This is a genomic window from Pseudomonas cyclaminis, from assembly GCF_015163715.1.
Lineage (GTDB): Bacteria > Pseudomonadota > Gammaproteobacteria > Pseudomonadales > Pseudomonadaceae > Aquipseudomonas > Aquipseudomonas cyclaminis.
Window position 1 is genome coordinate 73,501 of the sequence record NZ_JADDUM010000036.1, and the last position, 26,041, is coordinate 99,541.

Below are 26,041 nucleotides of genomic sequence, written 5' to 3' on the forward strand. Positions count from 1 at the left end.
GGTATCACGCAAACGGTTGCGTGATAAGGCGCGAACCCTTCAATTGAGGCGTTCGACGGCAGGTAAAACCATGGAATGCACCTCGCTCTGGAGGAAATCCGCCAGGCGCCGCAAGCGTTCACCACCCGGACGGGTTTTCGGCCACACCAGATAGTAACTTTCCCCACTCGCTACCGCCGTCGGCCACGGCAGACTCAAGCGTCCCTGCGCGACATCTTCGGCCACCATCAGCAGATCGCCCATGGACACGCCATAACCACGAGCGGCAGCAATCATGCCCAGCTCAAGCGTATCGAACACCTGCCCGCCCTTGAGCGATACCTGGTTCGACAGCCCCATGCGCTCCAGCCATTTGCGCCAATCCCTGCGGTCGGGTGTGGGGTGCAGCAACTCGGTACCGGCCAGGCGGTTTACGTCCCAAGGGCCATCGCTCAACAGGTTCGGCGCGCCCACGGGTATCAACAGCTCAGGGAACAAATAGCTGGCCTCCCAATCCGCCGGAAAGTGCCCATAGCTCAACAGCACCGCACAGTCGAAAGGCTCTTGATTGAAATCCACTTCATCCACATTCATCCAGGCGCTGGTCAGTTGCACTTCATTGCCCGGTTGTAACGCCCGAAAGCGGCTGAGCCGCGCCAACAACCAGCGCATGGTCAGGGTGGACGGCGCCTTCATGCGCAGGATGTCATCGTCGGCGTTCAAGGTATGGCAGGCCCGCTCCAGCGCCGCGAACCCCTCGCGCACACCGGGCAACAGCAGGCGCGCAGATTCGGTGAGCTGAAGGTTACGGCCACTTCGTTGGAACAGGCGGCAGGCAAAATGCTCTTCCAGGGTGCGGATATGTCGGCTCACCGCACTCTGGGTAATCGACAGTTCTTCGGCGGCACGGGTAAAGGAGTTGTGCCGGGAGGCTGCTTCAAATGCCCGCAAGGCGTAAAGAGGAGGAAGACGACGCGACATACGGAAAGCTCCGACAGCAGGATGCCTAAACCCTACCAGAATCAATCTTGCATGAGTTTTAATCATGCGAATGATCGCTTTTATCCCTTTGTGCAATAGGCTGAGAGCGCCGAGAATCGAACCCTCCCCGACCCTCCGACTTTCTGAGTGTGATGATCATGCAGCATCCGGCACGTACCGAACTCTGGGCCATCCTGCGGCTGTCAGGGCCGTTGATTGCCTCACAGTTGGCGCACATGCTGATGGTGCTCACCGACACCCTGATGATGGCGCGCCTGAGCCCCGAAGCCTTGGCCGGTGGAGGCCTGGGCGCGGCGAGCTATTCGTTCGTGTCGATCTTCTGCATTGGCGTGATCGCCGCCGTGGGCACCTTGGTGGCGATCCGTCACGGCGCCGGCGACATCGAAGGTGCCACCCGCCTGACACAGGCCGGGCTGTGGCTCGCCTGGCTGATGGCCCTGGCCGCGGCGCTGCTGCTATGGAACCTCAAACCGGTGCTGTTGATGTTCGGCCAGACCGATACCAACGTGCAGTCGGCGGGGCAATTCCTGACCCTGTTGCCATTCGCCCTGCCCGGCTACCTGAGTTTCATGGCCTTGCGCGGCTTCACCAGCGCCATCGGCAAGGCCACCCCGGTGATGGTGATCAGCCTCGGTGGCACGGTACTGAACTACCTGCTCAATCACGCGTTGATCGAAGGCATGTTCGGCCTGCCGAAACTCGGCTTGATGGGTATTGGCCTGGTCACTGCCATCGTCGCCAATGGCATGGCCCTGACATTGATGTGGTACATCCGCAGCAACCGCGCTTACGCCGCCTACCCGCTAAGCGCCGGCCTGCTGCGCCTCAACACCCGGTACCTGCGTGAATTGTGGCGCCTGGGCCTGCCGATTGGCGGCACCTATGCGGTAGAAGTCGGGTTGTTTGCCTTTGCTGCGCTGTGCATGGGCACCATGGGCAGTACGCAACTGGCGGCGCATCAGATTGCCCTGCAAATCGTCTCGGTGGCATTCATGGTCCCGGCGGGCATGTCCTACGCGGTGACCATGCGCATCGGCCAGCACTACGGAGCCGGTCAATTGTTGCAGGCGCGCATGGCCGGTCGCGTCGGTATCAGCTTTGGGGCGACGGTGATGTTGGGATTTGCCGTGATGTTGTGGCTGTTTTCCGACCCGCTGATCGGCCTGTTCCTGGACCATGACGACCCGGCGTTCCACGAGGTGATCGTGCTCGCCGTCAGCCTGCTGGCCGTCGCAGCCTGGTTCGAGTTGTTCGATGGCGTGCAGACCATCGCCATGGGCTGCATCCGGGGGCTCAAGGACGCCAAGACCACCTTCCTGGTGGGGCTGGGCTGCTACTGGTTGATCGGCGCGCCTTCGGCCTGGTTGATGGCGTTCACCCTAGGCTGGGGGCCGACCGGTGTGTGGTGGGGATTGGCGCTGGGGCTGGCCTGTGCGGCAGTCAGCCTGACCTGGGCGTTTGAAGCGAAGATGAAGCGCATGATTCGCCAGGAGCCTGAGGTTCAAGCCTCGTTTCAGGCTGCACAAACAGAGTAAAGCCCTACCCTCCCACAGTTGATTGGGTTTGCAGATCAGCAGCCCAACAGCGCCTGCTGGCCCTTGCCGAATGTCAGGTAATCCACCAACTCCGGCAGGGGCAGCGGCTTGCTGATCAGGTAACCCTGGGCCTGGTCGCAGCCGAACAGCCTCAGCAACGCGAGTTGCTCCGGGGTTTCCACGCCCTCGGCCACCACTTCCAGGTTGAGGTTGTGGGCCAGGTTGATCATCGCGTGCACCAGCTTGCGGTTCTCTTCGCGCTCTTCCATGCCGCCGACAAAACTCTTGTCGATCTTCAACAAGGCAATCGGCAGGCTGTTGAGGTGCACGAACGAGGAGAAACCGGTGCCGAAGTCGTCCAGGGAAAACCGCACACCGAGCCGGCCGAGGGCGTCCATGGTCTGCTTGACCAGATCGCTGCGGCGCATCACAGCCGTTTCAGTCAGTTCGAACTCCAGCCATCGCGCGTCCACACCGCGTTCGGCGATCAGCCGGCTGAGGGTTGAGAGCAACTGGCTGTCCTGGAACTGGCGGAACGACAGGTTGACCGCCATGTGCAACGGCGGCAGGCCGCGCTCGCGCAGGTCTTGCATGTCGCGCAGGGCGCGGGAGATCACCCAGTAGCCCAACGGTACGATCAGGCCGCTCTGCTCGGCCAAAGGCACGAACTCGCTGGGCGGCAGCAGGCCACGCTCGCCGTGGCGCCAGCGCACCAGCGCTTCGAGGCCGACGATGTGGCCGTCATCCAGGTCCAGGCGCGGCTGGTAGTGCAGTTCCAGTTCATCGCGGCGCAAGGCGCGGCGCAGTTCACTTTCCAGATCGGCGAGGCTGCGCGCGTTGCGGTTGATGCGTTCGTTGAAGATATGGAAGGTACAGCCTTGGGTGCTCTTGGCCTGCTGCATGGCGATATGGGCGTGCCACATCAATGGGTCGGCGCCAGCGCGGGCGCGGGCATGGGCCACGCCCAGGCTGCAACCGATCAGCAGGCTTTCGCCATCCACCCAGTACGGCTCGGCCATGGCTTCGGTGATGCGCTCGGCCATCCACTCTGCGCGTTGCGGTGCGCGGCGGGTGTCAATCAGCAAGGCGAACTCGTCGCTGCCCAGGCGTGCCAGTTGGTCGCCGATTTCAAGTTGGCTCTTGAGCCGCGAAACCACTTGCAGGATCAAGCGGTCGCCGGCCTGGTGGCCGAGGGCATCGTTGGCGTGGCGGAAGTTGTCGAGGTCCAGGTGACCGAGGGCCAGGCCACGGCCTTCGTTCTCGGCCAGCCGCGCCGTAAGGAGGGTCTGGAAGCCCTGGCGGTTGGCGATACCGGTGAGCGGGTCTTGCTCGGCCAGGCGTTGCAGGGTGTTTTCCAGCACGCCGCGCTCACGCACATGACGCAGGCAGCGGCGCAGTATGTCGGCGTCCAGTGCATCACGGATCAGCCAGTCACTGACGCCAAGCGGCGAAACCAGCGGCTCCTGCTCCAACAGCAACACGCACGGCAAGCTGCACTGGCCAGGGCCGGGTTGCAGGCTGGACGTGGTCAACAGCACGGCGCTGGCGTCATCGTCGAACAGACGACTCACCGAGTCCCAGTTTGGCGCGCTGATCAGCACAGCCCCATCGCCCATCGGCGCCAGGCACTCGCGCAACAACGCTGCCCACTCAGGCGTATCGGCCAGTAGCAGCAAACGCAAGGGTTCGACAGGCGTAGACAAGCTAGCTCCCTAGACTCTGCAAAATTTCGTTGGCGGCGGGCATTATGACGTGCGGCCTGATAATCACCAATGATAGGGGTTATCAAATGCGCAGGTGTAAGCATTTGTCGCTGTTTTAAGCGCAAAAAGCCTCGACATCCTGCGGCAAAGTAGCAAAACCGGCAAATTTAGATCGAGTGGTACGTCACACCGTCGATCCAGGGCAGCAGAATCTTTCCAGCCTGTTAAAATGCCCGCCCTTTTGAACAACGACTCCCTAAATTCTGTATGTCCCGACTCAATCCCCGGCAGCAAGAAGCCGTGAACTACGTCGGCGGCCCTCTATTGGTGCTCGCCGGTGCCGGTTCCGGCAAGACCAGCGTGATCACCCGCAAGATCGCGCACCTGATCCAGAGCTGTGGCATCCGCGCCCAGTACATCGTCGCCATGACCTTTACCAACAAGGCCGCACGCGAGATGAAAGAGCGGGTCGGCACCCTGCTCAAGGGTGGCGAAGGCCGTGGCCTCACGGTGTGTACCTTCCACAACCTGGGGCTGAACATCATCCGCAAGGAGCATGCACGGCTGGGCTACAAGCCGGGCTTCTCGATCTTTGACGAGACCGACGTCAAGGCCTTGATGACCGACATCATGCAGAAGGAATACGCAGGCGACGACGGCGTCGACGAGATCAAGAACATGATCGGCGCCTGGAAAAACGACCTGATCCTGCCGCCCGAAGCCCTGGAAAACGCACGCAATCCCAAGGAGCAGACCGCCGCCATCGTCTACACCCACTATCAGCGCACGCTCAAGGCGTTCAACGCGGTGGATTTCGACGACTTGATCCTGCAGCCGGTCAAGCTGTTCCAGGAACACGCCGACATCCTCGAAAAGTGGCAGAACAAGGTGCGCTACCTGCTGGTGGACGAATACCAGGACACCAACGCCAGCCAGTACTTGCTGGTGAAGTTGCTGATTGGCAAGCGCAACCAGTTCACCGTGGTGGGCGACGATGACCAGTCGATCTACGCCTGGCGCGGCGCCCGTCCGGAAAACCTGATGCTGCTCAAGGTCGACTACCCGTCCTTGAAAGTGGTGATGCTGGAGCAGAACTACCGCTCCACCAGCCGTATCCTGCGCTGCGCCAACGTGCTGATCTCGAACAACCCCCACGAGTTTGAAAAACAGCTGTGGAGTGAGATGGGCCACGGCGATGAAATCCGCGTGATCCGCTGTCGCAACGAAGATGCCGAAGCCGAGCGCGTGGCCGTCGAGTTGCTCACCTTGCACCTGCGTACCGATCGGCCCTACAGCGACTTTGCGATCCTGTATCGCGGCAACTACCAGGCCAAGCTGATCGAGTTGAAGCTGCAGCACCACCAGATTCCGTATCGGCTGTCGGGGGGCAACAGCTTTTTCGGACGCCAGGAAGTAAAGGACCTGATGGCCTACTTCCGGCTGATCGTGAACCCGGACGACGACAACGCCTTCCTGCGCGTGATCAACGTGCCGCGCCGGGAAATCGGCTCGACGACCCTGGAAAAGCTCGGCAACTACGCCACCGAACGCAAGATTTCGATGTACGCCGCCACCGACGAGATCGGCCTGGGCGAGCACCTGGACACGCGTTTCACCGACCGCCTGGCGCGCTTCAAGCGCTTCATGGACAAGGTGCGCGAGCAATGCGCCGGCGAAGACCCGATCAGCGCCCTGCGCAGCATGGTCATGGACATCGACTATGAAAACTGGCTGCGCACCAACAGTTCCAGCGACAAGGCCGCGGATTACCGCATGGGCAACGTCTGGTTCCTGATCGAAGCGCTGAAGAACACCCTGGAAAAAGACGAAGACGGCGAGATGACCGTCGAAGACGCCATCGGCAAGCTGGTGCTGCGCGACATGCTCGAACGTCAGCAGGAAGAGGAAGACGGCGCCGAAGGTGTACAGATGATGACCTTGCATGCCTCCAAGGGCCTGGAATTCCCCTACGTGTTCATCATGGGCATGGAAGAGGAAATCCTCCCGCACCGCTCCAGTATCGAAGCCGACACCATCGAGGAAGAACGGCGCCTGGCCTACGTGGGCATTACCCGCGCACGTCAGACCCTGGCCTTCACCTTTGCTGCCAAGCGCAAGCAATATGGCGAGATCATCGATTGCGCCCCCAGCCGGTTCCTGGATGAGCTGCCGCCGGATGACCTGGCCTGGGAAGGCAATGACGACACCCCGACCGAGGTGAAGGCCGTGCGCGGCAACACCGCCCTGGCGGACATACGCGCGATGTTAAAGCGCTAGAATCGACTACTTTTTAATCTACTTTCGGCGCAGACCGCGCCATTAGAGGAAGCTTTCCGTGGAAGCACTGCACAAGAAAATTCGCGAAGAAGGCATCGTGCTTTCCGATCAGGTACTCAAGGTCGACGCCTTTTTGAACCACCAGATCGACCCGGCGCTGATGAAGCTGATCGGTGATGAATTCGCCGCGTTGTTCAAGGACTCGGGCATCACCAAGATCGTCACCATCGAAGCATCGGGTATTGCACCGGCGATCATGACCGGCCTGAATCTCGGTGTGCCGGTGATCTTCGCCCGCAAGCACCAGTCCCTGACCCTGACTGAAAACCTGCTGTCGGCGACCGTTTACTCCTTCACCAAGCAAACCGAAAGTACCGTGGCCATCTCGCCGCGTCACCTCACCAGCAGCGACCGCGTGTTGGTGATCGACGACTTCCTGGCCAATGGCAAAGCGTCCCAGGCGCTGATTTCGATCATCAAGCAGGCCGGTGCAACCGTTGCCGGCCTGGGGATCGTGATCGAGAAGTCGTTCCAGGGTGGCCGTGCGGAGTTGGATGCGCAGGGTTATCGGGTTGAGTCGCTGGCGCGGGTGAAGTCGCTGGCCGGTGGTGTGGTTACGTTCATCTGAAGCCAACACCGCTCGACATGTGGGAGGGAGCTTGCTCCCGATAGCAGTGGGTCAGCCAACATTTTCGGTGACTGATACACCGCAATCGGGGGCTTGCCCCCTCCCACATTTGCCTTGTGTTGCTTGTTAGTGCGCGGTGGCTTGGAGGCCGGCAAGTAGCAGGCGCTGGTATAAGTCTTCTTTCAGCCCCTCCGGTTTATCCAACCGCATCCGCTTCAAATGCTCGGGAAACGCTTCCGGCTCCGGTGCATCCAGCGCCGCCTTACCCAACTCCAGAATCTCCGTCAGCTTGAATTTGCTCTTGAGCCAGTTCAATGCGCGCAACAGATCCCGCTCTTCATCCGTGAAATCGCTGCCCAGCGGATACTCCGGGAACAAACGCCGATGCCGCGCCTGGATACCCTGGAGCCGCTCCGGCGTGTTGTCGCTGAAGCGCGGATCAAGCTGGAAATCCTTGGGCAACTTGCCGGCCTTTTGCGCCTGTTCGATCAAGTCGGCCTGGAAGCGTGAATCGGTGATGTTGAGCAACGCCTCAATCACTTTGGCATCCGTCTGACCACGCAGATCGGCGATTCCATACTCGGTAATCACGATATCCCGCAGGTGCCGGGGAATAGTGCAGTGCCCATAATCCCAGACGATATTGGAGCTGACCTCTCCACCCGCTTCGCGCCAGCTGCGCAAAATCAGGATCGACCGCGCACCTTCCAGCGCATGGCCTTGGGCCACAAAGTTGTACTGCCCACCTACGCCGCTGAGCACTCGGCCGTCTTCCAACTGGTCCGCCACGCCCGCGCCGAGCAAGGTCACCATGATCGCGCTGTTGATAAACCGAGCATCCAGGCGCTGCAAACGCTTGAGTTCTTCCTGGCCGTACAGCTCGTTGATGTAGCTGATGCGGGTCATGTTGAATTCAAGGCGCTTGGCGTGGGTCATTTCCTGCAAGCGCTGGTAAAAACTGCGCGGCCCGAGGAAGAAACCACCATGGATGGACACGCCGTCAGGCTGCGCCGCATCGTCCAGCAAGCCGGCATTGGCTTGTTCCTGGGTCGCGATATCCGGGTAAACCTTGCGCCGCACAATTCCCGCATCCGCCAGTACCAGCAGGCCGTTGACAAACATTTCGCTGCAACCGTAAAGGCCACGGGCGAAGGGATCGACACCGCCTTCGTGGCTGATCAGCGGTGCCCATTGGTACACATCCAGGTCGGTCAGCAGCAGGCGGTACGCTTCATTATCGGCCTGGCGTGCCAGCAAGGCGGCGGTCAGCGCATCGCCCATGGAACCGATTCCAATCTGCAAGGTGCCGCCATCGCGCACCAGCGTGCTGGCATGCAGGCCGATGAAGTGGTCCTGGAACCCCACCGGCATGTTCGGTGTGGAGAACAGCGTGGTGCTGTCCTTTGCGTCGATCAGGTAGTCGAACGCATCCATGCCCAATTCGGAATCGCCCGGCATGTAGGGTAAATCGGTGTGAACCTGGCCGACGATCAGGATGGTTTCACCCGCGTCACGGCGCTTGGCGATCATCGGTAACAGGTCGAGGGTGATATCGGGGTTGCAGCTCAGGCTCAGGCGGTCTGGGTGCTCGGCGCTGCTCGCGACCAACTGCGCCACCAGGTTCAGGCCAGCAGCATTGATATCGCGGGCGGCGTGGGAGTAGTTGCTGCTGACGTAATCCTGTTGGGCCGACGTACTGTGCAGCAGACTGCCGGGCTGCATGAAGAACTGCTGCACGTGGATATTCTTCGGCAGGCTGTCGCTGTGCAGTGCGGCGAGAAACTCCAACTCGGGGTAATCCCCAAACACTCGCTCGATAAAGGGTTCAAGAAAGCGCTTCTGCAAGCCATCGCCCATCGTTGGCCGGCCCAGGCTCAGCGCGGTGTAAATCGTCAGCGCCCGCTCCGGCAGCTTGGCGACACGCCGGTACAGCGCATTGACGAACAGATTGGGTTTGCCCAGGCCCAGCGGCATGCCCATGTGGATATGCGCCGGCAAACGCGCCAGTACGTCGTCAACTGCTTGCTCGATTGAACACAACTGCACCATCCGACCCTCCTGAACATTCCATGATTAGGGGTTGGACCGAGCTTGCCGGGTCTTTGCTGCAATCACCAGCCCGAAACCCAAATCACGGGCACAAAAAAGCCGCTCGTAAGCGGCTTTTTTGGCGAAGATCGGCTAATTACAGGCCGGACATCTTCTTGATCGCCCCTTTAAGCTCATCATCCGAGCAATCCGCACACGTACCTTTAGCTGGCATGGCGTTGATGCCGGTGATGGCCTTGGCCAGGATGCCGTCGAGGCCGCCCTGGTGGTCGGCGCGTTCTTTCCAGGCGGCGGTGTCGCCGATTTTCGGCGCGTTCAGCAGGCCGGTGCCGTGGCACGCGTTGCAGTGTTTGGCGATGATGTCATCCGGAGTTTTCGCACCACCGCCGCCGCCTGCGGCCACGGCGACTTCCATGCCTTTGCATTCCTGGCCCTGGACGCAGACCTGGCCCACGGGCTCCAGGCGCTTGGCAATGTCATCGTTGGTCGCAGCTTGTGCGCTCACAGCCCATAGGGCCAGTACGGTTGCTGGTGCAGCCAGCATTTTCATAATTAGGTTCACGCGTTCACCCTCAATGGTGGCTATTCACGCCTGCGGCCACGGTTTCGCAGGCGGCGAAAGTATAACGGTTAGCCCGCCGGGCCGAAACAACCCTATTAAATAAAGGGAGATTCGGCCTCGCGGAATACAGCTCGGGTGTCTCTGCAACACTGGCAGGACGCCTCTATTCTTAAAAGTTCGCGGGTGTGGCTGCGCTGATTAGTCGCGCCGGTACGTCGAACGGATTGCGAAAACGATGAGGCTTGGTACTTTCAAAGTAGTAGCTATCGCCGGCTTCGAGCACAAAAGTTTCAAGACCGACCACCAATTCCAGGCGACCTTCCACCAGAATCCCGGTTTCTTCGCCTTCGTGAGTGAGCATTTCTTCACCGGTGTCGGCGCCCGGTGGGTAGATCTCGTTGAGAAACGCGATGGCCCGGCTCGGGTGCGCCCGACCCACCAGTTTCATGGTGACGGCGCGTCAGAGATGTCGATCAGCTCATTGGCTTTATAGACGATCTGGGTCGGTATTTCCTGGAGGATCTCTTCGGAAAAGAACTCGACCATAGACATGGGGATGCCGCCCAGCACCTTGCGCAGGGAGCTGATCGAGGGGCTGACACTGTTTTTTTCGATCATCGAAATGGTGCTGTTGGTGACGCCCGCACGCTTGGCGAGTTCACGCTGGGAAAGACCCTTCAGCTTGCGGATGGATTGCAGTCGTTCGCCGACGTCCAATGCGGGAGCCTCCTAGGATTCAGGCTTTGTTGTAATTGAGCGTTATCATGGCGACAGCGTTCAGTATTTACAACACTTGGGCCTAAATCCCAGGGGGCTGTGTTCGCGCCTGGCTGTCAAGCCTCGGAATAGAGCCTTGGCACCCGACGCAGGTTGCAGAAGATCTGGTAGGGAATGGTCTCGGCAGCAACTGCGACGTCACTGGCGAGGATGTGCTTGCCCCACAACTCCACCGTGGAGCCCAGACCGGCCTGGGGCACGTCCGTCAGGTCGATACACAGCATGTCCATGGACACACGCCCCAGCAATTGGCTGCGCTGCCCGGCCACCAGCACCGGCGTGCCGGTGGGCGCGTGGCGCGGGTAGCCGTCGGCATACCCCATGGCAACCACACCGATGCGCATCGGCTTGGGCGTGATGAACCGGGCGCCGTAGCCCACCGGCTCGCCAGCCGGCAGTTCGCGTACGCAGATCACTTTCGATTCCAGGGTCATCACCGGCTGCAGACGTGCGGCAATGGCGTGGTCTTCGCCAAATGGCGTCGCGCCGTAAAGCATGATGCCGGGGCGCACCCAGTCGCTGGTCATGCTCGGCCAGCCCAGCACCGACGGCGAATTGCGCAGGCTGACCTCAGCCGCCAGGCCTTGGCGCGCCGCCTCAAACACCGCGACTTGCTCGTTGCTGCTGACGCAATCGAGTTCATCGGCGCGAGCGAAGTGGCTCATCAAGACGATTTTCGCAACTTTGCCGCTGGCCAGCAGGCGCTGGTAGGCCTCGTGATAATCCTTGGGGTGCAGGCCGACGCGATGCATGCCCGAGTCCAGCTTGAGCCAGATCGTCAGCGGCGTGCTCAGCCGAGCCTGTTCGATCGCCTCCAGCTGCCACAGCGAATGCACCACGCACCACAGATCATGCTCGATGATCAGCGGCAGCTCGTCGGCTTCAAAAAAACCTTCCAGCAGCAGCACCGGCGCACGAATCCCGGCAGCGCGCAGCTCCAGGGCTTCCTCGATACACGCGACGGCAAACCCATCGGCCTCGGCTTCCAGCGCCTGAGCCACCCGCACGGCACCATGGCCGTAGGCATCGGCCTTGACCACGGCAAGGGCCTTGGCCCCCGTGACTTCACGGGCCAATTGGTAGTTGTGGCGCAGGGCTTGGAGGTCGATCAGGGCACGGGCTGGACGCATGGCGGCAGGCTTCTAGGCAGCAAAGTGAAGAAAAACCGGCACCGACCAACGGCTTCGGCACCGGGAGAGGGATCTTGGTTTAAGGCAGCGCGGCCACGACGGACAGCTCTACCAGGATTTCTGGCTCACACAGTTTGGCTTCAACCGTGGCGCGGGCCGGAGCGACGCCCTTTGGCAGCCACGTGTCCCACACCGCGTTCATGCCGGCGAAATCGGCGTCGATGTCTTTCAGGTAGATCGTCACTGACAAAAGCTTGGTCTTGTCGGTGCCGGCGAGGTCCAGCAAGCGCTCGATATTGGCCAGGGTTTCACGGGTCTGCTGTTCAATTGCGGCGTTCATGTCGTCACCGACTTGCCCGGCCAGATACACGGTACCGCTGTGGACGACGATCTGGCTCATGCGCTCATTGGTGAGCTGGCGCTGGATTGACATGTTGTGCGGACTCCTGGTGGTTGCCGTAACGGGAAATATCGAGGCCTGCGGCACTGATTTGCGGGGTCTTCCTGGCCATCAGATCCGCCAGCAAGCGGCCGGAACCGCAGGCCATGGTCCAACCGAGGGTGCCATGGCCAGTGTTCAGGAACAGATTCTTGAAGGGAGTGGCACCGACAATCGGTGTGCCATCGGGCGTGGTCGGGCGCAGGCCGGTCCAGAACTCGGCAGCAGCCAGATCGCCGCCCTGAGGATAAAGGTCGTTGACGATCATCTCCAGGGTTTCTCGCCGACGCGGGTTAAGCGACAGGTCAAAACCGGCTATTTCAGCCATGCCACCGACACGGATGCGGTTGTCGAAACGGGTGATCGCGACCTTGTAGGTCTCGTCGAGGATGGTCGAGGTCGGCGCCATCGCAGGATTAGTGATCGGCACGGTCAACGAGTAACCCTTGAGCGGGTACACCGGCGCCTTGATCCCCAGCGGCTTGAGCAGCTTCGGCGAGTAACTGCCGAGTGCCAGCACGTAGCGGTCGGCGGTTTCCAGCTTGCCATCGATCCACACGCCGTTGATGCGCTCACCGGCGTGGTCGAGGCGCTGGATGTCCTGTTCGAAACGGAACTCCACGCCCAGTTGCTTGCACATCTCTGCCAGGCGGGTGGTGAACATCTGGCAGTCGCCGGTCTGGTCGTTCGGCAGGCGCAAGGCACCGGCGAGGATGTCGGTAACGTTGGCCAGGGCCGGCTCAACGCGGGCAATGCCGGCGCGGTCGAGCAGTTCGAAGGGCACGCCGGACTCTTTCAATACGGCGATGTCTTTGGCGGCGCCATCCAACTGGGCCTGGGTGCGGAACAGCTGGGTAGTCCCCAGGCTGCGGCCTTCGTAGGCAATGCCGGTCTCGGCGCGCAGTTCGTCAAGGCAGTCGCGGCTGTACTCGGACAGGCGCACCATGCGCTCCTTGTTCACCGCATAACGACTGGCGGTGCAGTTGCGCAGCATCTGCGCCATCCACAGGTATTGGTCGATATCGGCCGTGGCCTTGATCGCCAACGGCGCGTGACGTTGCAACAGCCACTTGATGGCCTTGAGCGGCACGCCCGGCGCGGCCCATGGCGACGCATAGCCTGGGGACACCTGGCCGGCGTTGGCGAAGCTGGTTTCCATGGCCGCGGCCGGCTGGCGGTCGACGACCACCACCTCAAAACCGGCCCGAGCCAAATAGTAGGCACTGGTCACACCAATGACGCCGCTACCCAAGACCAGAACGCGCATTTTTATATCCTCATCGCGGCTTGGTCGCCGACGTGTGTTGTTCGAGCAATGATGAGCGCAGTATAAAAAGCAATCACCAGTGCATTTCACTATATAAATGCCTATATTTGGCGACAATTCTCGGCAGAAACCCTTTTCACAGAGGCGTATCCCCTATGCGTACCAACACCCAGACCAAGCGGGAGCTGGACAAGATCGACCGCAACATCCTGCGCATCCTGCAGACCGACGGGCGTATCTCGTTCACAGAGCTGGGTGAAAAGGTCGGGCTGTCGACCACGCCATGCACCGAACGGGTCCGCCGGCTGGAGCGCGAAGGGATCATCATGGGCTACAACGCACGGCTCAATCCCCAGCATTTGAAAGGCAGTCTGCTGGTATTTGTCGAGATCAGCCTCGATTACAAATCCGGCGATACTTTTGAGGAATTCCGCCGCGCCGTGCTGAAACTGCCCCATGTGCTGGAGTGCCACCTGGTGTCCGGCGACTTCGACTACCTGGTGAAAGCGCGGATTTCCGAGATGGCGTCGTACCGCAAATTGCTCGGCGATATCCTGCTCAAGCTGCCCCACGTGCGCGAATCCAAGAGCTATATCGTGATGGAAGAGGTGAAAGAGAGCCTGAACCTGCCGATCCCCGACTGACTGACACAGTTGATCGAGTACAGCCGCTACACCAGCACCTGCCGGGTACTCGCCATGTACTCGTGGATCTGCTTCTCCACCCGAGGATGAATCAGCTCCACCGGCCCCCGCCCATTGGGGCATGGCAGGGTCTTGGTGGTACCGAACAAGCGGCAGATCAACGGCCGCTCGTCATACACCGTGCAACCGTTGGGCCCCAGGTGCACACAGTTCAGCTCGTCCATGGCCGCGTCCTGCTCGGCAGCGGTCTTACGCGGCAGGCGCGACATTTCCTCGGGCGAGGTCGTCACCGGCCCACAGCAGTCGTGGCAACCGGGGACGCACTCGAACGAAGGAATCTGGCGGCGCAATGCACTGACTTTCTGGCTGTTGCAACTCATCGAAGCAGGTACCGAACGGTGAATAGGCGTGGATTCTGACGCAAAACGCCCTGCGCAGACAGCTTCGTCCGACCGCTGTATCCTGCGTCAAATTTTCCAAACAGGGATGCTCCCCATGACCGCCAGCGCCCGGCACACCGCTTCCTACTACGCCGCCAGCAGCGTGCCGCAACCCGATTACCCGGCGTTGACGGGCGAAGTGACCGCCGACGTGTGCGTGGTCGGCGGGGGGTTTTCCGGGCTGAACACTGCCCTGGAACTGGCCGAGCGTGGCTTCACCGTGGTGCTGCTGGAAGCGCGCAAGATCGCCTGGGGCGCCAGCGGGCGTAACGGCGGGCAACTGATTCGCGGTGTCGGCCACGGCCTGGACCAGTTCACCAACGTGATCGGCAGCGATGGCGTGCGCGAGCTTAAGCTGATGGGCCTGGAAGCCGTCGAGATCGTGCGTGAACGCGTCGAGCGCTACCAGATCCCCTGCGACCTGACCTGGGGCTACTGCGACCTCGCCAACAAGCCTCGCGACCTGCACGGGCTCGCCGAAGACGCCGAAGAACTGCGCAGCCTCGGCTATCGCCATGAAGTGCGCCTGCTGCAGGCCGCCGAGATGAGCAGCGTCATTGGCTCCCAGCGCTATGTGGGCGGCATGATCGACATGGGTTCAGGTCACCTGCACCCGCTGAACCTGGCGCTCGGCGAAGCGGCCGCCGCGCAGGCGCTAGGCGTGCAATTGTTTGAGCAGTCCGAAGTGACGCGCATCGACTACGGCCCCGAGGTCAAGGTGCACACCGCCCACGGCCATGTGCGCGCCAAGACCCTGGTGCTGGCCTGCAACGCCTATCTTAACGGCCTCAACCCACACCTGAGCGGCAAAGTGCTGCCCGCCGGCAGCTACATCATCGCCACCGAACCCTTGAGCGAAGCGCAGGCCGCCAACCTGTTGCCGCAGAACATGGCGGTGTGTGATCAACGGGTGACGGTGGACTATTTCCGCTTGTCCGCCGACCGTCGCCTGTTGTTCGGTGGCGCCTGCCACTACTCCGGCCGTGATCCCCAGGATATCGGCGCCTACATGCGGCCGAAAATGCTGAAGGTGTTCCCGCAGTTGGCCGAACGCGAAAATCGACTGACCAGTGGGGCGGGATGATCGGCATTGGCGCCAACCGCTTGCCGCAGATCGGCCGGTTGGCGGATCAACCCAACGTGTATTACGCCCAGGCTTATGCGGGCCATGGCCTCAACGCCACGCACCTGGCGGGCAAGCTGCTGGCCGAAGCCATCAGCGGCCAGCAGCAGGGGCGTTTCGATCTGTTCGCAAAGGTGCCGCACATCACCTTCCCCGGCGGCAAGCATCTGCGCTCGCCGCTGCTGGCGCTGGGGATGCTCTGGCACCGCCTCAAAGAGCTGGTGTGATCAACCGCGCCAGAAAGGCTTCAAGCCTTCCTGGCGCGCCTGTTCGGCAGTCAGCCCGATATCCTGCAATTGCTCGCAGGTCAGGTTCAGCAACGCCTTGCGCGTGTGACGGCGGTGCCAGAACAGGCTCCAGCGGTTATCCGTGAGCGCAGACAGTGCCCGCTCCTGCCCTGCTTCCAGTTCCTGACTGTGTAGCGCCAGCCGCACATCGCTCATGCCGTTCATGTTGTTGCCCCTCAGTGGCGTGTTGCCTTGAGTGACAAGCATGGGCGAACGGCAAAAACCATTACAGATTCAACCTACCTTTATTAAATCCATACAGACACTGCCTATGGACGGGTGAATCCTGTATTTTCTTCCTATCTGTACTGGTCCATTGGGAGCGACCGTCATGACCCTTTATGTCAATCTCGCCGAATTGCTCGGCACCCGCATCGAACAGGGCTTCTATCGTCCCGGTGATCGATTGCCGTCCGTGCGGGCCTTGAGCGTCGAACATGGGGTCAGCCTAAGCACCGTGCAACAGGCTTATCGCCTGCTGGAAGACAACGGCCTGGCGATGCCCAAGCCCAAGTCCGGTTACTTCGTTCCCGTTGGCCGTGAGCTGCCGGCCCTGCCGGAAATAGGACGCCCCGCCCAACGCCCGGTAGAAATCTCCCAGTGGGACCAGGTGCTGGAACTGATTCGCGCCGTGCCGCGAAAAGACGTCATACAGATGGGCCGGGGCATGCCGGACGTATTGTCACCCACCCTCAAACCCTTGCTGCGAAGCCTTGCCCGCGTCAGCCGGCGCCAGGATCTGCCGGGGCTGTATTACGACAACATCCTCGGCTGTATGGAACTGCGTGAGCAAATCGCTCGGCTGTCATTGGATTCCGGCTGCCAGTTGACCGCCGAAGACATCGTGATCACCACCGGCTGCCATGAGGCGCTGTCCGCCAGCATCCACGCCATCTGTGACCCCGGCGATATCGTCGCGGTGGACTCGCCAAGCTTCCACGGCGCCATGCAGACCCTCAAGGGACTGGGCATGAAAGCCCTGGAAATCCCCACTGACCCCATCACCGGCATCAGCCTCGAAGCCTTGGAGCTGGCCCTGGAACAGTGGCCGATCAAAGTCATTCAGTTGACCCCCAACTGCAACAACCCCTTGGGCTACATCATGCCGGAGGCACGCAAACGCGCTTTGTTGACCCTCGCACAGCGCTTTGACGTGGCAATCATCGAAGACGATGTGTATGGCGAATTGGCCTACAGCTACCCGCGCCCGCGCACCATCAAATCCTTCGACGAAGATGGCCGCGTGCTGCTCTGCAGTTCCTTCTCGAAAACCCTGGCGCCCGGCCTGCGCATTGGCTGGGTGGCACCGGGGCGCTACTTGGAGCGGGTGCTGCACATGAAATACATCAGCACCGGCTCCACCGCGACCCAACCGCAGATCGCAATTGCCGAATTTCTCAAGGGCGGGCATTTCGAGCCGCATTTGCGGCGGATGCGCACCCAATACCAGCGTAATCGCGACTTGATGCTCGATTGGGTCAGCCGCTATTTCCCGGCGGGCACGCGCGCCAGCCGCCCCCAGGGCAGCTTCATGCTGTGGATAGAACTGCCGGAGGGCTTCGATACTCTGAAACTCAACCGGGTGCTCATAGAACAAGGTGTACAGGTCGCTGTAGGAAGTATCTTTTCTGCATCAGGCAAGTATCGGAACTGCCTGCGTATGAACTACGGTGCCAAGCCAACCCCGCAGATTGAAGAGGCGGTGCGCAAGGTCGGTACCGCGGCGATAAAGATGTTGGCCGAGTCGGCGGACTGACCTTTCGCGAGAAATCGCCGTCATATGCCCGATAACCGCCCTGAACTGGAAGCGCCTCCCTTGATGATTCGACGGCTTTTACCGTTTTGCCTGTTGGGAGCCCTGACCCTGGGTGGCTGCGCCACAGTGAGCACACCGCGCATCCCCAGCGACGCACTGCCGGCAGCACAGTCGTCGTTCGGCCGCTCGATCCAGGCCCAGGCCGCGCCTTACCAGGGCCGCTCCGGTTTCCGCCTGTTGCCCAACAGCAGCGAAGCCTTCATGGCCCGCGCCGAGCTGATCCGGAACGCTCAGACCAGCCTCGACCTGCAGTACTACATCGTCCACGACGGTATCAGCACGCGCATGCTGGTGGATGAACTGCTCAAGGCCGCCGACCGTGGCGTGCGTGTGCGCATCCTGCTGGACGACACCACCAGCGACGGCCTCGACCAGATCATCGCCACCCTCGCCGCCCACCCCAAGATCGAGATTCGCCTGTTCAACCCCCTGCACTTGGGGCGCAGCACCGGTGTAACGCGGGCCATGGGCCGTCTGTTCGACCTGTCGCTGCAACACCGGCGCATGCACAACAAGCTGTGGCTGGCGGACAACAGTGTGGCCATCGTCGGCGGGCGAAATCTGGGGGATGAATATTTCGACGCCGAGCCGAACCTGAATTTCACCGATATCGACATGCTCAGCGTAGGGCCGGTGGCCGAGCAGCTCGGGCACAGTTTCGATCAGTACTGGAACAGCGCCCTGAGCAAACCGATTGACGACTTTGTCTCAAACAGCCCCTCTAAAGGCGACCTGGCCGCCGCGCGCGTGCGCCTGAAGGCGTCGCTGGCCGAGTCACGCCAGCAGAATCACGCACTGTACAACCGCCTGCGCACCTACCAGACCCGACCGCGCATGGACATCTGGCGCCGCGAGCTGATCTGGGCCTGGAACCAGGCGTTGTGGGACGCGCCGAGCAAGGTGCTGGCCAAGGCCGACCCGGACCCACGCCTGCTGCTGACCACCCAACTGGCGCCGGAGCTGGAAGGCGTCAACCATGAGCTGATGATGATCTCGGCGTACTTCGTACCGGGGCAGCCTGGGCTGGTGTACCTGACGGGGCGCGCCGACGCGGGTGTATCGGTGAGCCTGTTGACCAACTCCCTTGAAGCGACCGACGTGCCGGCCGTGCACGGCGGCTATGCGCCTTATCGCAAGGCGCTGCTGGAGCACGGGGTCAAACTCTATGAACTGCGCCGCCAACCCGGCGACGGCGGTGGCAGCGGCCCGCACCTGTTTCACCGGGGCAGCTTCCGAGGTTCGGATTCCAGCCTGCACAGCAAGGCCATGATCTTTGATCGGACGAAGTCGTTTATCGGCTCGTTCAACTTCGACCCCCGCTCTGTACTGTGGAACACCGAAGTCGGCGTGCTGGTGGACAGCCCCGAACTGGCGGAACACGTGCGTAACCTGGCGTTGCAAGGCATGGCACCCGCCTTGAGTTATGAGGCGAAACTGCAGGACGGCAACGTGGTGTGGGTCACCGAGGATGACGGGCAACTGCACACCCTGACCCGCGAGCCTGGCAGTTGGTGGCGGCGGTTCAATGCGTGGTTCGCCACCAGCGTCGGCCTGGAACGCATGCTCTAAAAGCAACAGAGATCATAATGTGGGAGTGGGCAAGCGCCCTCCCACAGCGCATCGCATTTCAAATCAGGCTGGCTGTGCGGCACCGAATGCACCCTGGCGCAGCAACAGCACGACCAACCCCAACGCCCCCGCCGCCATCAACAGCGGCAAAGCATGCCCGTTGATCCACTGGCTGCCCGCCCCGGCCACCAGTGGGCCGATCAGGCAACCGATGCCCCACAGCTGGGCGATGTGGGCATTGGCGCGCACCAGCGCATCGTCGCGATAGCGCTCGCCGATCAGAATCAGCGACAGGGTAAACAACCCACCGGCACTGGCGCCGAACACCACCCAAATCGGCCAGATCAGCAGCGTGTGCAACGTCAACGGAATCGCCAGGCTGGACACCAGCAACAACACAGCACAACTCAGGAACAACGTGCGCCGTGGCAGGTAGTCGGCCAGCGCACCGATGGGCAGTTGCAGCAGCGCATCGCCGACCACCACCGTGCTGACCATCGCCAAGGCAATCTCGGCGGTAAAGCCCTGTTGCAGGCAATACACCGGCAGCAGCGTCAAGATCATCGCCTCGAACGCGGCGAACAGCGCCACCGCCCAGGCAATCGCCGGCAGGCTGCGGCAGAAGTGCCACAGGTCGACGAAGGTCACGCTGAACGCGTCGGCAGTGGGCGCGCCGGAGCGCCCCAGCAGCAACAACGGCGCCACCAGCAACAGGCCAACGCCGACCCAGAAACCGTAGTCATGGTCGGTGCCGATCAGGCCCAACAGCAATGGGCCAGAGAGCTGGCTCAAGGCATAGCTACAGCCATACAGCGCCACCAAGCGGCCACGCCACTGCTCCACCACCAGTTGGTTGATCCAGCTTTCGCCGAGGATAAACACAATGGTCAGGATCACCCCGATCATCAACCGCAGCACCAGCCACACCGGGTAACTGGGCAGAATCGCCAATAGGCCGATGGATACGGCTCCCGCCCACAGGCACAGGCGCATCAGGTTGGCAGTACCAAGCCACGAGGCCAGCCGGCTGGAGACCTTGGCGCCAAGCAATACGCCGAACGCCGGCATGGCCGCCATCACACCAATGGCGAAGCTGCCGTAGCCCCAGCCTTCCAGACGCAGGGACACCAGCGGCATGCTGACACCCAGCGCCAAGCCGACGCTAAGTACCGAGGCCAGGACGGCGAAATAGGTCGCCCAACGCATTGCCACGCTCCTGTGGATAATTCTTGAGAACACACAAAACAGTGTGGGAGGAGGCTTGCCCCCGATGGCGGCGGGTCATTGAGCACGTTAAGCGCCTGACACACTGCTATCGGAGGCAAGCCCCCTCCCACCTTTGACCTGCGGTGCTGCTTAGAGCTTGATCCAGGTCGACTTAAGTTCGGTGTATTTGTCGAACGCATGCAGCGACTTGTCGCGACCGTTACCCGATTGCTTGAAGCCACCAAACGGCGCGGTCATGTCGCCGCCGTCGTATTGATTGACCCACACGCTGCCGGCGCGCAGGGCCTTGGCGGTCAGGTGCGCTTTGGAGATGTCAGCGGTCCACACGGCGGCGGCCAGGCCATACACCGTGTCGTTGGCAATCTTGATCGCCTCTTCGGCGCTGTCGAAGGTGATCACCGAGAGTACCGGGCCGAAGATCTCTTCCTGGGCGATCTTCATGGCATTGGTCACGCCGTCGAAAATCGTTGGCTCGACGTAGGTACCGCCGGTTTCCTCCAGAATGCGCTTGCCGCCGGCCACCAGTTTGGCGCCATCGGCGTGACCCGCTTCGATGTACGACAGCACGGTGTTCATCTGCTGGGTGTCCACCAGCGCGCCGACGGTGGTCGCCGGGTCCAGCGGGTTACCGGGCTTCCAGGCCTTGAGGGCCTCGATGACCAGCGGCAGGAATGTATCTTTGATGGAGCGCTCTACCAGCAAGCGCGAACCGGCGGTGCAGACTTCGCCCTGGTTGAAGGCAATGGCGCTGGCTGCTGATTTTGCGGCGGCTTGCAGGTCCGGCGCGTCGGCGAACACGATGTTCGGGCTTTTGCCGCCGGCTTCCAGCCATACGCGCTTCATGTTCGACTCGCCGGAGCGGATCAACAGCTGTTTGGCGATCTTGGTCGAGCCGGTGAATACCAGCGTGTCGACGTCCATGTGCAGCGCCAGCGCATTGCCGACGGTGTGGCCGTAGCCCGGCAGCACGTTGAACACGCCTTTCGGAATACCGGCTTCAACCGCCAGGGCCGCGATACGGATGGCGGTCAGCGGGGATTTTTCGGACGGTTTGAGGATCACCGAGTTACCGGTGGACAACGCCGGGCCGAGTTTCCAGCAGGCCATCATCAGCGGGAAGTTCCACGGCACGATGGCGCCAACCACGCCGACCGGCTCGCGGGTTACCAGGCCCAGTTGATCGTGCGGCGTGGCGGCGACTTCGTCGTAGATCTTGTCGATAGCCTCGCCGCTCCAGCTCAGGGCATTTGCCGCGCCGGGTACGTCGATGTTCAGGGAGTCGCTGATCGGCTTGCCCATGTCCAGGGTTTCCAGCAGCGCCAGCTCTTCGGCATTGGCCTTGAGCAGCGCCGCGAAACGGATCATGGTGGCTTTGCGTTTGGCCGGCGCCAGGCGCGACCAAGCGCCGGAATTGAAGGTGGCGCGGGCATTTTCGACGGCGCGCTGGGCGTCGGCGGCGTCACAGCTGGCAACGGTGGTCAGCAGGCGGCCGTCGACCGGGCTTATGCATTCGAAGGTGTCACCGGAAACAGCGGCGGTGTATTCGCCATTGATATAGGCGCGGCCTTCGATCTTCAGATCCTTGGCGCGTTGTTCCCAGTCGGCACGGGTCAGGGTGGTCATGCGAGTGTCCTCCTCTTGTTGAATACAAGGGCCAGGCGATGTCCCCCGGCAGCCTCAAAGAATGCTTGCCCGCCAGCCAACTGTTCGGCTCAAAGGCAGCTGCCACCCTAAACCAGCGGCTGGGGATGTTTCAATATATTTGACATAACGCCGGTAAACGCCCTTGCGATGTTCATTTTAATAAACATAGACTTTGGGCTCTCCAACCCCAGGCCAGACGGGACACGCACATGAGCATCCAGGACATCGTCGACTTCAGCCAAGCCACCACCGCCCCCGACCGCTATCGCCCTGCCGCCGAAAAAATCCTCAAGGGCGATCCCGAGCAGACGGTCTACAACCACTACAACAGCCCATGTGGCCAGATGAGTGCAGGGGTCTGGGAAGGTGAGGTCGGACAATGGAAGGTCAGCTACACCGAGCATGAGTACTGCGAGATCGTGCAGGGTGTGTCCGTGCTGCGCGACGCCGAGGGCAACGCCAAGACCTTGCGCGCCGGCGACCGCTTCGTGATTCCCGCCGGCTTCAGTGGCACCTGGGAAGTACTGGAACCTTGCCGCAAGATCTACGTGGTGTTTGAACAGAAGGCCTGATCAACCAAATTCCACGCAAAAAAAAGCCCGACTCGTGAGAGACGGGCTTTTTTTCACAAGGAAGAAAATCAATTACTTGATTTTGCCTTCTTTGTAGATCACGTGCTTGCGAACGCGCGGGTCGAACATTTTCTTTTCGAGCTTGTCCGGGGTAGTACGCTTGTTCTTGTCGGTAGTGTAGAAGTGACCAGTACCGGCGCTAGAGATCATTCGAATCAATTCACGCATGATAGAGCTCCTTAGATCTTGCCAGCGGCACGGATTTCGGCCAGCACGACAGTGATGCCACGCTTGTCGATGATACGCATGCCTTTAGCAGATACACGCAGGCGAACAAAACGTTTCTCTTCTTCAACCCAGAAGCGGTGATGCTGCAGGTTCGGCAGGAAACGACGACGGGTTTTGTTATTTGCGTGGGAAATGTTATTCCCAGTCACCGGACCCTTACCGGTAACTTGACAGACTCTCGACATGCCTCAGCCCTCTAAAACCACATGCCCAACCCGGCATGGGTTGGCCGCTTAATCTCTCAGTCATTTGGCGCCAGGCGCCGCGTTTCTTTAAGGGTCTTACCGGCTACACCTACAGTGAAGGAACCGGGCCCCTAGAAAAGAGCGCTGCTTTATACCAGAAAGACCCTGACGCAACAACAGCGAGTGTGTTTTTACCGGAGTAAATCTCGGCCGTTGACGCCTGAACCGTTGCCAGGAGGGGCCGCTACAACAGCCGACCGCTCGTCGCACAGAATGATTTTCAGCGCCCGCGCGCACCGTAAAGTGCGCGACAAAACAATCTGAGGCGCCATCAAAACAGCATTTGAGCCAAAAGCACAGGCAAAAATGGGCTAGTCATTTATCAATCAGAGCACTACGGTAGGACTTTTCCAGACTGCACTCGCAGATGGGCCTTCGATCTGCAAAGGAAACCGAATATGCGCCTCGCTGCCCTACCGCTGTTGCTTGCCCCTCTCTTTATCGCTCCGCTGGCCTCTGCCGCCACCAACCTGAGCGTGTGCACCGAGGCCAGCCCTGAAGGGTTTGATGTGGTGCAGTACAACTCGCTGACCACCACCAACGCTTCCGCCGACGTATTGATGAACCGCCTGGTGGACTTCGATGCCGCCAGCGGGAAGTTGGTGCCAAGCCTGGCGGACAGCTGGGACGTGTCGCCGGACGGCCTGACCTACACCTTCAAGCTGCACCCGGACGTGAAGTTCCACCGTACCGAGTACTTCACCCCCAGTCGCAGCCTGACCGCCGAAGACGTGCGCTTCAGCTTCGAGCGCATGCTCGACCCGGCCAACCCGTGGCACAAGATCGCCCAGAGCGGTTTCCCCCACGCCCAGTCGCTGCAACTGCCGACACTGGTCAAGAAGATCGATGCCCTCGACCCACTGACCGTGCGCTTCACCCTGGACCACGCCGACTCCACCTTCCTCGCAGCCCTGAGCATGGGCTTCGCCTCGATTTACCCGGCAGAATACGCCGACAAATTGCTCAAGGCCGGCACGCCCGAGAAGCTCAACAGCCAACCGATTGGCACCGGGCCGTTCATTTTCAGTCGTTTCCAGAAAGACGCCGTGGTTCGCTACAAAGCCAACCCGGACTACTTTGGCGGCAAACCGGCTGTGGATAACTTGATCTTCGCGATCACACCGGACGCCAACGTGCGCTTGCAGAAGCTGCACCGCGATGAATGCCAGATCGCCCTGTCGCCCAAGCCACTGGATGTGGGCCAGGCCGAGAAAGACCCGGCCCTCAAAGTGGAAAAAACCGCCGCATTCATGACCGCATTCGTGGCGATCAACAGCCAGCACCCACCCCTGGACAAGCCCGAAGTGCGTCAGGCGATCAACCTGGCCTTCGACAAGGCCAGCTACCTCAAAGCGGTATTTGAAGGCACCGCCGAAGCCGCCAACGGCCCTTATCCACCCAATACATGGAGCTACGCCAAGGACTTGCCGGGTTATCCACAGGACCTCGCCAAGGCCAAGGCCCTGCTCAATCGCGCCGGGCTCAAGGATGGCTTCAAGACCACCATTGGACACGCCCCACCGGCAGCCTGCTGAACCCCAACCCGAACCTCGGCGCGCAACTGCTGCAAGCCGACCTGGCCAAAGTCGGCATCCAGGCCGAGATCCGCGTGATCGAATGGGGCGAGCTGATTCGCCGCGCCAAAGCCGGCGAGCATGACCTGCTGTTCATGGGCTGGGCAGGCGATAACGGCGACCCGGATAACTTCCTGACCCCGCAGTTTTCTTGCGCAGCGGTGAAATCCGGCACCAACTTCGCGCGTTACTGCGACCCGGCGCTGGACAAGCTGATCAGTGCCGGCAAGACCACCAGCGAGCAAGGGGTGCGCAGCAAGCTGTATCAACAGGCCCAGGCGCAGATCCAGCAGCAGGCTTTGTGGCTGCCGCTGGCGCATCCGACCGCGTTTGCCCTGGCCCGCAAAAACGTCGAGGGATATCAGGTGAGCCCATTCGGGCGCCAGGACTTCTCGAAGGTCAGCGTCAAATAGCAGCTGCAAGCTGCAAGCCGACTTGAGGCTTGCAGCTTGAAACTTGCAGCTACCCCTCCCCTACATCCATCCGTATTCCGCCATCGATAATGGATCACCATCCCCCACGATGATGTGATCCAACACCCGCACATCCACCATCTCCAGCGCTTTCTGCAGGACTTTGGTCAATTTTCGATCAGCCGCACTCGGCTCCACGCTTCCCGAAGGATGGTTGTGACACAAGATCAACGCCGCCGCGTTGTTGGCCAGTGCGCGCTTGACCACTTGCCGGGGGTACACCACTGCGGCGTCGATGGTGCCCTCAGATAACGCCTCGAAGCCCAATACCCGATGTTTTGAATCGAGAAACAGGCAGCCAAAGACCTCGTGGGGCTCATGGCGCAACAGCGCCTTGAGGTAGCCCCGCACGACCGCCGGGCTTTCCAGTACCGACTCACTGCGCAATTGTTCGGCCATATGCCGCCGCGACATTTCCAGTACCGCCTGCAGTTGGGCAAACTTCGCCGGCCCCAAGCCCAGTTGCTGGCTGAACAGCGCCTGGTTGGACTCCAGCAGCGGGCGCAAGCCACCAAATTGGGCCAGCAGATGGCGCGCCAGGTCCACCGCACTCCGACCTGCTACACCTGTACGCAGAAAGATTGCCAACAATTCGGCATCCGACAAACTTTCCGCGCCCCATGCCAAAAGCTTCTCCCGCGGACGCTCTGCCGCCGGCCAGTCACGAATACTCATCCCACCTCCCTATGCATGTGCGCCGCTGCTGCCTGACAGACGCTGTGTTATCGTAGGCCCTCTTTTTTGCGTGCGATTTCACCTGGGGAGGGGAGATCGCAGGCGTCACTGAACTG

Annotated in this window: 21 protein-coding genes and 3 pseudogenes; 9 read left to right on the forward strand and 15 right to left on the reverse strand. The window is 61.1% G+C overall.

What is annotated here, in order from left to right; all coding sequences use genetic code 11:
- Positions 1-39: 39 nt before the first annotated feature.
- The gene (locus IQK56_RS05935) at positions 40-960 is read right to left on the reverse strand and encodes a LysR substrate-binding domain-containing protein (protein WP_122305853.1); all 921 of its coding nucleotides are present in this window, start codon (positions 958-960) and stop codon (positions 40-42) included.
- A gap of 152 nt (positions 961-1,112) precedes the next feature.
- Between IQK56_RS05935 and IQK56_RS05940 the strand changes: the two genes are divergently transcribed.
- A complete protein-coding gene (locus tag IQK56_RS05940; RefSeq protein WP_193863529.1) occupies positions 1,113-2,516 on the forward strand; it encodes a NorM family multidrug efflux MATE transporter in 1,404 nt (467 codons plus the stop codon).
- 35 nt (positions 2,517-2,551) lie between these two features.
- Here the strand turns inward: IQK56_RS05940 and IQK56_RS05945 are convergent, their stop codons facing one another.
- On the reverse strand, positions 2,552-4,219 hold the full coding sequence (locus IQK56_RS05945) for a putative bifunctional diguanylate cyclase/phosphodiesterase (protein WP_122305851.1): 1,668 nt from the start codon (positions 4,217-4,219) through the stop codon (positions 2,552-2,554).
- 267 nt (positions 4,220-4,486) lie between these two features.
- Here IQK56_RS05945 and rep point away from each other — a divergent pair, with 267 nt between their 5' ends.
- Both rep and IQK56_RS05955 read left to right on the forward strand, forming a co-directional pair.
- A complete protein-coding gene (gene rep, locus IQK56_RS05950; RefSeq protein ID WP_099586000.1) occupies positions 4,487-6,496 on the forward strand; it encodes a DNA helicase Rep in 2,010 nt (669 codons plus the stop codon).
- A gap of 58 nt (positions 6,497-6,554) precedes the next feature.
- Positions 6,555-7,124, forward strand: coding sequence for a xanthine phosphoribosyltransferase (locus IQK56_RS05955; protein WP_122305850.1), 570 nt, complete (start codon positions 6,555-6,557; stop codon positions 7,122-7,124).
- A gap of 126 nt (positions 7,125-7,250) precedes the next feature.
- On the opposite strand, the gene IQK56_RS05960 is transcribed toward IQK56_RS05955, so the two are convergent.
- From IQK56_RS05960 to dadA, 6 genes and pseudogenes are all read right to left on the reverse strand, one after another.
- Positions 7,251-9,173, reverse strand: a complete 1,923-nt coding sequence (locus IQK56_RS05960; protein WP_193863528.1) for an acetyl-CoA hydrolase/transferase family protein — start codon at positions 9,171-9,173, stop codon at positions 7,251-7,253.
- A 136-nt stretch (positions 9,174-9,309) separates the two neighbouring features.
- Positions 9,310-9,723 carry a c-type cytochrome gene (locus tag IQK56_RS05965; protein ID WP_150674609.1) on the reverse strand — a complete coding sequence of 138 codons (414 nt, stop codon included), beginning with the start codon at positions 9,721-9,723 and terminating at the stop codon, positions 9,310-9,312.
- Positions 9,724-9,904: 181 nt separating this feature from the next.
- Positions 9,905-10,452: pseudogene (locus tag IQK56_RS05970) on the reverse strand (cupin domain-containing protein).
- A 116-nt stretch (positions 10,453-10,568) separates the two neighbouring features.
- Positions 10,569-11,642, reverse strand: a complete 1,074-nt coding sequence (gene alr / locus IQK56_RS05975) for an alanine racemase (RefSeq protein ID WP_150761676.1) — start codon at positions 11,640-11,642, stop codon at positions 10,569-10,571.
- A gap of 79 nt (positions 11,643-11,721) precedes the next feature.
- Positions 11,722-12,075: a RidA family protein gene (locus tag IQK56_RS05980; protein ID WP_150761677.1), complete on the reverse strand. Its 354-nt coding sequence runs from the start codon at positions 12,073-12,075 to the stop codon at positions 11,722-11,724.
- Positions 12,047-13,348 carry a D-amino acid dehydrogenase gene (dadA, locus tag IQK56_RS05985; RefSeq protein WP_122307901.1) on the reverse strand — a complete coding sequence of 434 codons (1,302 nt, stop codon included), beginning with the start codon at positions 13,346-13,348 and terminating at the stop codon, positions 12,047-12,049. The genes IQK56_RS05980 and dadA overlap by 29 nt, the downstream gene beginning before the upstream one ends.
- 155 nt (positions 13,349-13,503) lie before the next feature.
- Between dadA and IQK56_RS05990 the strand changes: the two genes are divergently transcribed.
- The gene (locus tag IQK56_RS05990; protein ID WP_003176896.1) at positions 13,504-13,992 is read left to right on the forward strand and encodes an Lrp/AsnC ligand binding domain-containing protein; all 489 of its coding nucleotides are present in this window, start codon (positions 13,504-13,506) and stop codon (positions 13,990-13,992) included.
- 26 nt (positions 13,993-14,018) lie between these two features.
- On the opposite strand, the gene IQK56_RS05995 is transcribed toward IQK56_RS05990, so the two are convergent.
- Complete coding sequence (locus IQK56_RS05995; protein WP_099586006.1) at positions 14,019-14,372, reverse strand: YkgJ family cysteine cluster protein; 354 nt, start codon at positions 14,370-14,372, stop codon at positions 14,019-14,021.
- A 115-nt stretch (positions 14,373-14,487) separates the two neighbouring features.
- Between IQK56_RS05995 and IQK56_RS06000 the strand changes: the two are divergent.
- Positions 14,488-15,782, forward strand: a pseudogene (locus IQK56_RS06000) (NAD(P)/FAD-dependent oxidoreductase).
- Here IQK56_RS06000 and IQK56_RS06005 read toward each other — a convergent pair.
- Entirely contained in the window at positions 15,783-16,007 is a 225-nt protein-coding gene (locus tag IQK56_RS06005) for a DUF1127 domain-containing protein (protein ID WP_193863526.1), read from the reverse strand.
- 166 nt (positions 16,008-16,173) lie between these two features.
- Between IQK56_RS06005 and IQK56_RS06010 the strand changes: the two genes are divergently transcribed.
- Together IQK56_RS06010 and IQK56_RS06015 are read left to right on the forward strand one after the other, a co-directional pair.
- Entirely contained in the window at positions 16,174-17,598 is a 1,425-nt protein-coding gene (locus tag IQK56_RS06010) for an aminotransferase-like domain-containing protein (RefSeq protein ID WP_122307904.1), read from the forward strand.
- 63 nt (positions 17,599-17,661) lie between these two features.
- The gene (locus IQK56_RS06015) at positions 17,662-19,227 is read left to right on the forward strand and encodes a phospholipase D family protein (protein WP_150674610.1); all 1,566 of its coding nucleotides are present in this window, start codon (positions 17,662-17,664) and stop codon (positions 19,225-19,227) included.
- A gap of 63 nt (positions 19,228-19,290) precedes the next feature.
- Here the strand turns inward: IQK56_RS06015 and IQK56_RS06020 are convergent, their stop codons facing one another.
- Together IQK56_RS06020 and IQK56_RS06025 are read right to left on the reverse strand one after the other, a co-directional pair.
- Entirely contained in the window at positions 19,291-20,433 is a 1,143-nt protein-coding gene (locus tag IQK56_RS06020; RefSeq protein WP_150674492.1) for an MFS transporter, read from the reverse strand.
- 150 nt (positions 20,434-20,583) lie between these two features.
- Positions 20,584-22,077: an aldehyde dehydrogenase gene (locus IQK56_RS06025; protein WP_150761680.1), complete on the reverse strand. Its 1,494-nt coding sequence runs from the start codon at positions 22,075-22,077 to the stop codon at positions 20,584-20,586.
- A gap of 230 nt (positions 22,078-22,307) precedes the next feature.
- Here IQK56_RS06025 and IQK56_RS06030 point away from each other — a divergent pair, with 230 nt between their 5' ends.
- Positions 22,308-22,670, forward strand: coding sequence for a cupin domain-containing protein (locus IQK56_RS06030; RefSeq protein ID WP_122307908.1), 363 nt, complete (start codon positions 22,308-22,310; stop codon positions 22,668-22,670).
- A gap of 72 nt (positions 22,671-22,742) precedes the next feature.
- Here IQK56_RS06030 and rpmG read toward each other — a convergent pair whose 3' ends face one another.
- Together rpmG and rpmB are read right to left on the reverse strand one after the other, a co-directional pair.
- On the reverse strand, positions 22,743-22,898 hold the full coding sequence (gene rpmG / locus IQK56_RS06035) for a 50S ribosomal protein L33 (protein WP_003176906.1): 156 nt from the start codon (positions 22,896-22,898) through the stop codon (positions 22,743-22,745).
- An 11-nt stretch (positions 22,899-22,909) separates the two neighbouring features.
- Positions 22,910-23,143: a 50S ribosomal protein L28 gene (rpmB, locus tag IQK56_RS06040; RefSeq protein ID WP_003176907.1), complete on the reverse strand. Its 234-nt coding sequence runs from the start codon at positions 23,141-23,143 to the stop codon at positions 22,910-22,912.
- A gap of 458 nt (positions 23,144-23,601) precedes the next feature.
- Here rpmB and IQK56_RS06045 point away from each other — a divergent pair.
- Positions 23,602-25,190 (forward strand): annotated as a pseudogene (locus tag IQK56_RS06045) (ABC transporter substrate-binding protein).
- A gap of 60 nt (positions 25,191-25,250) precedes the next feature.
- Here IQK56_RS06045 and radC read toward each other — a convergent pair.
- Complete coding sequence (radC, locus tag IQK56_RS06050; RefSeq protein WP_122307910.1) at positions 25,251-25,925, reverse strand: RadC family protein; 675 nt, start codon at positions 25,923-25,925, stop codon at positions 25,251-25,253.
- Between the last annotated feature and the right edge of the window lie 116 nt (positions 25,926-26,041).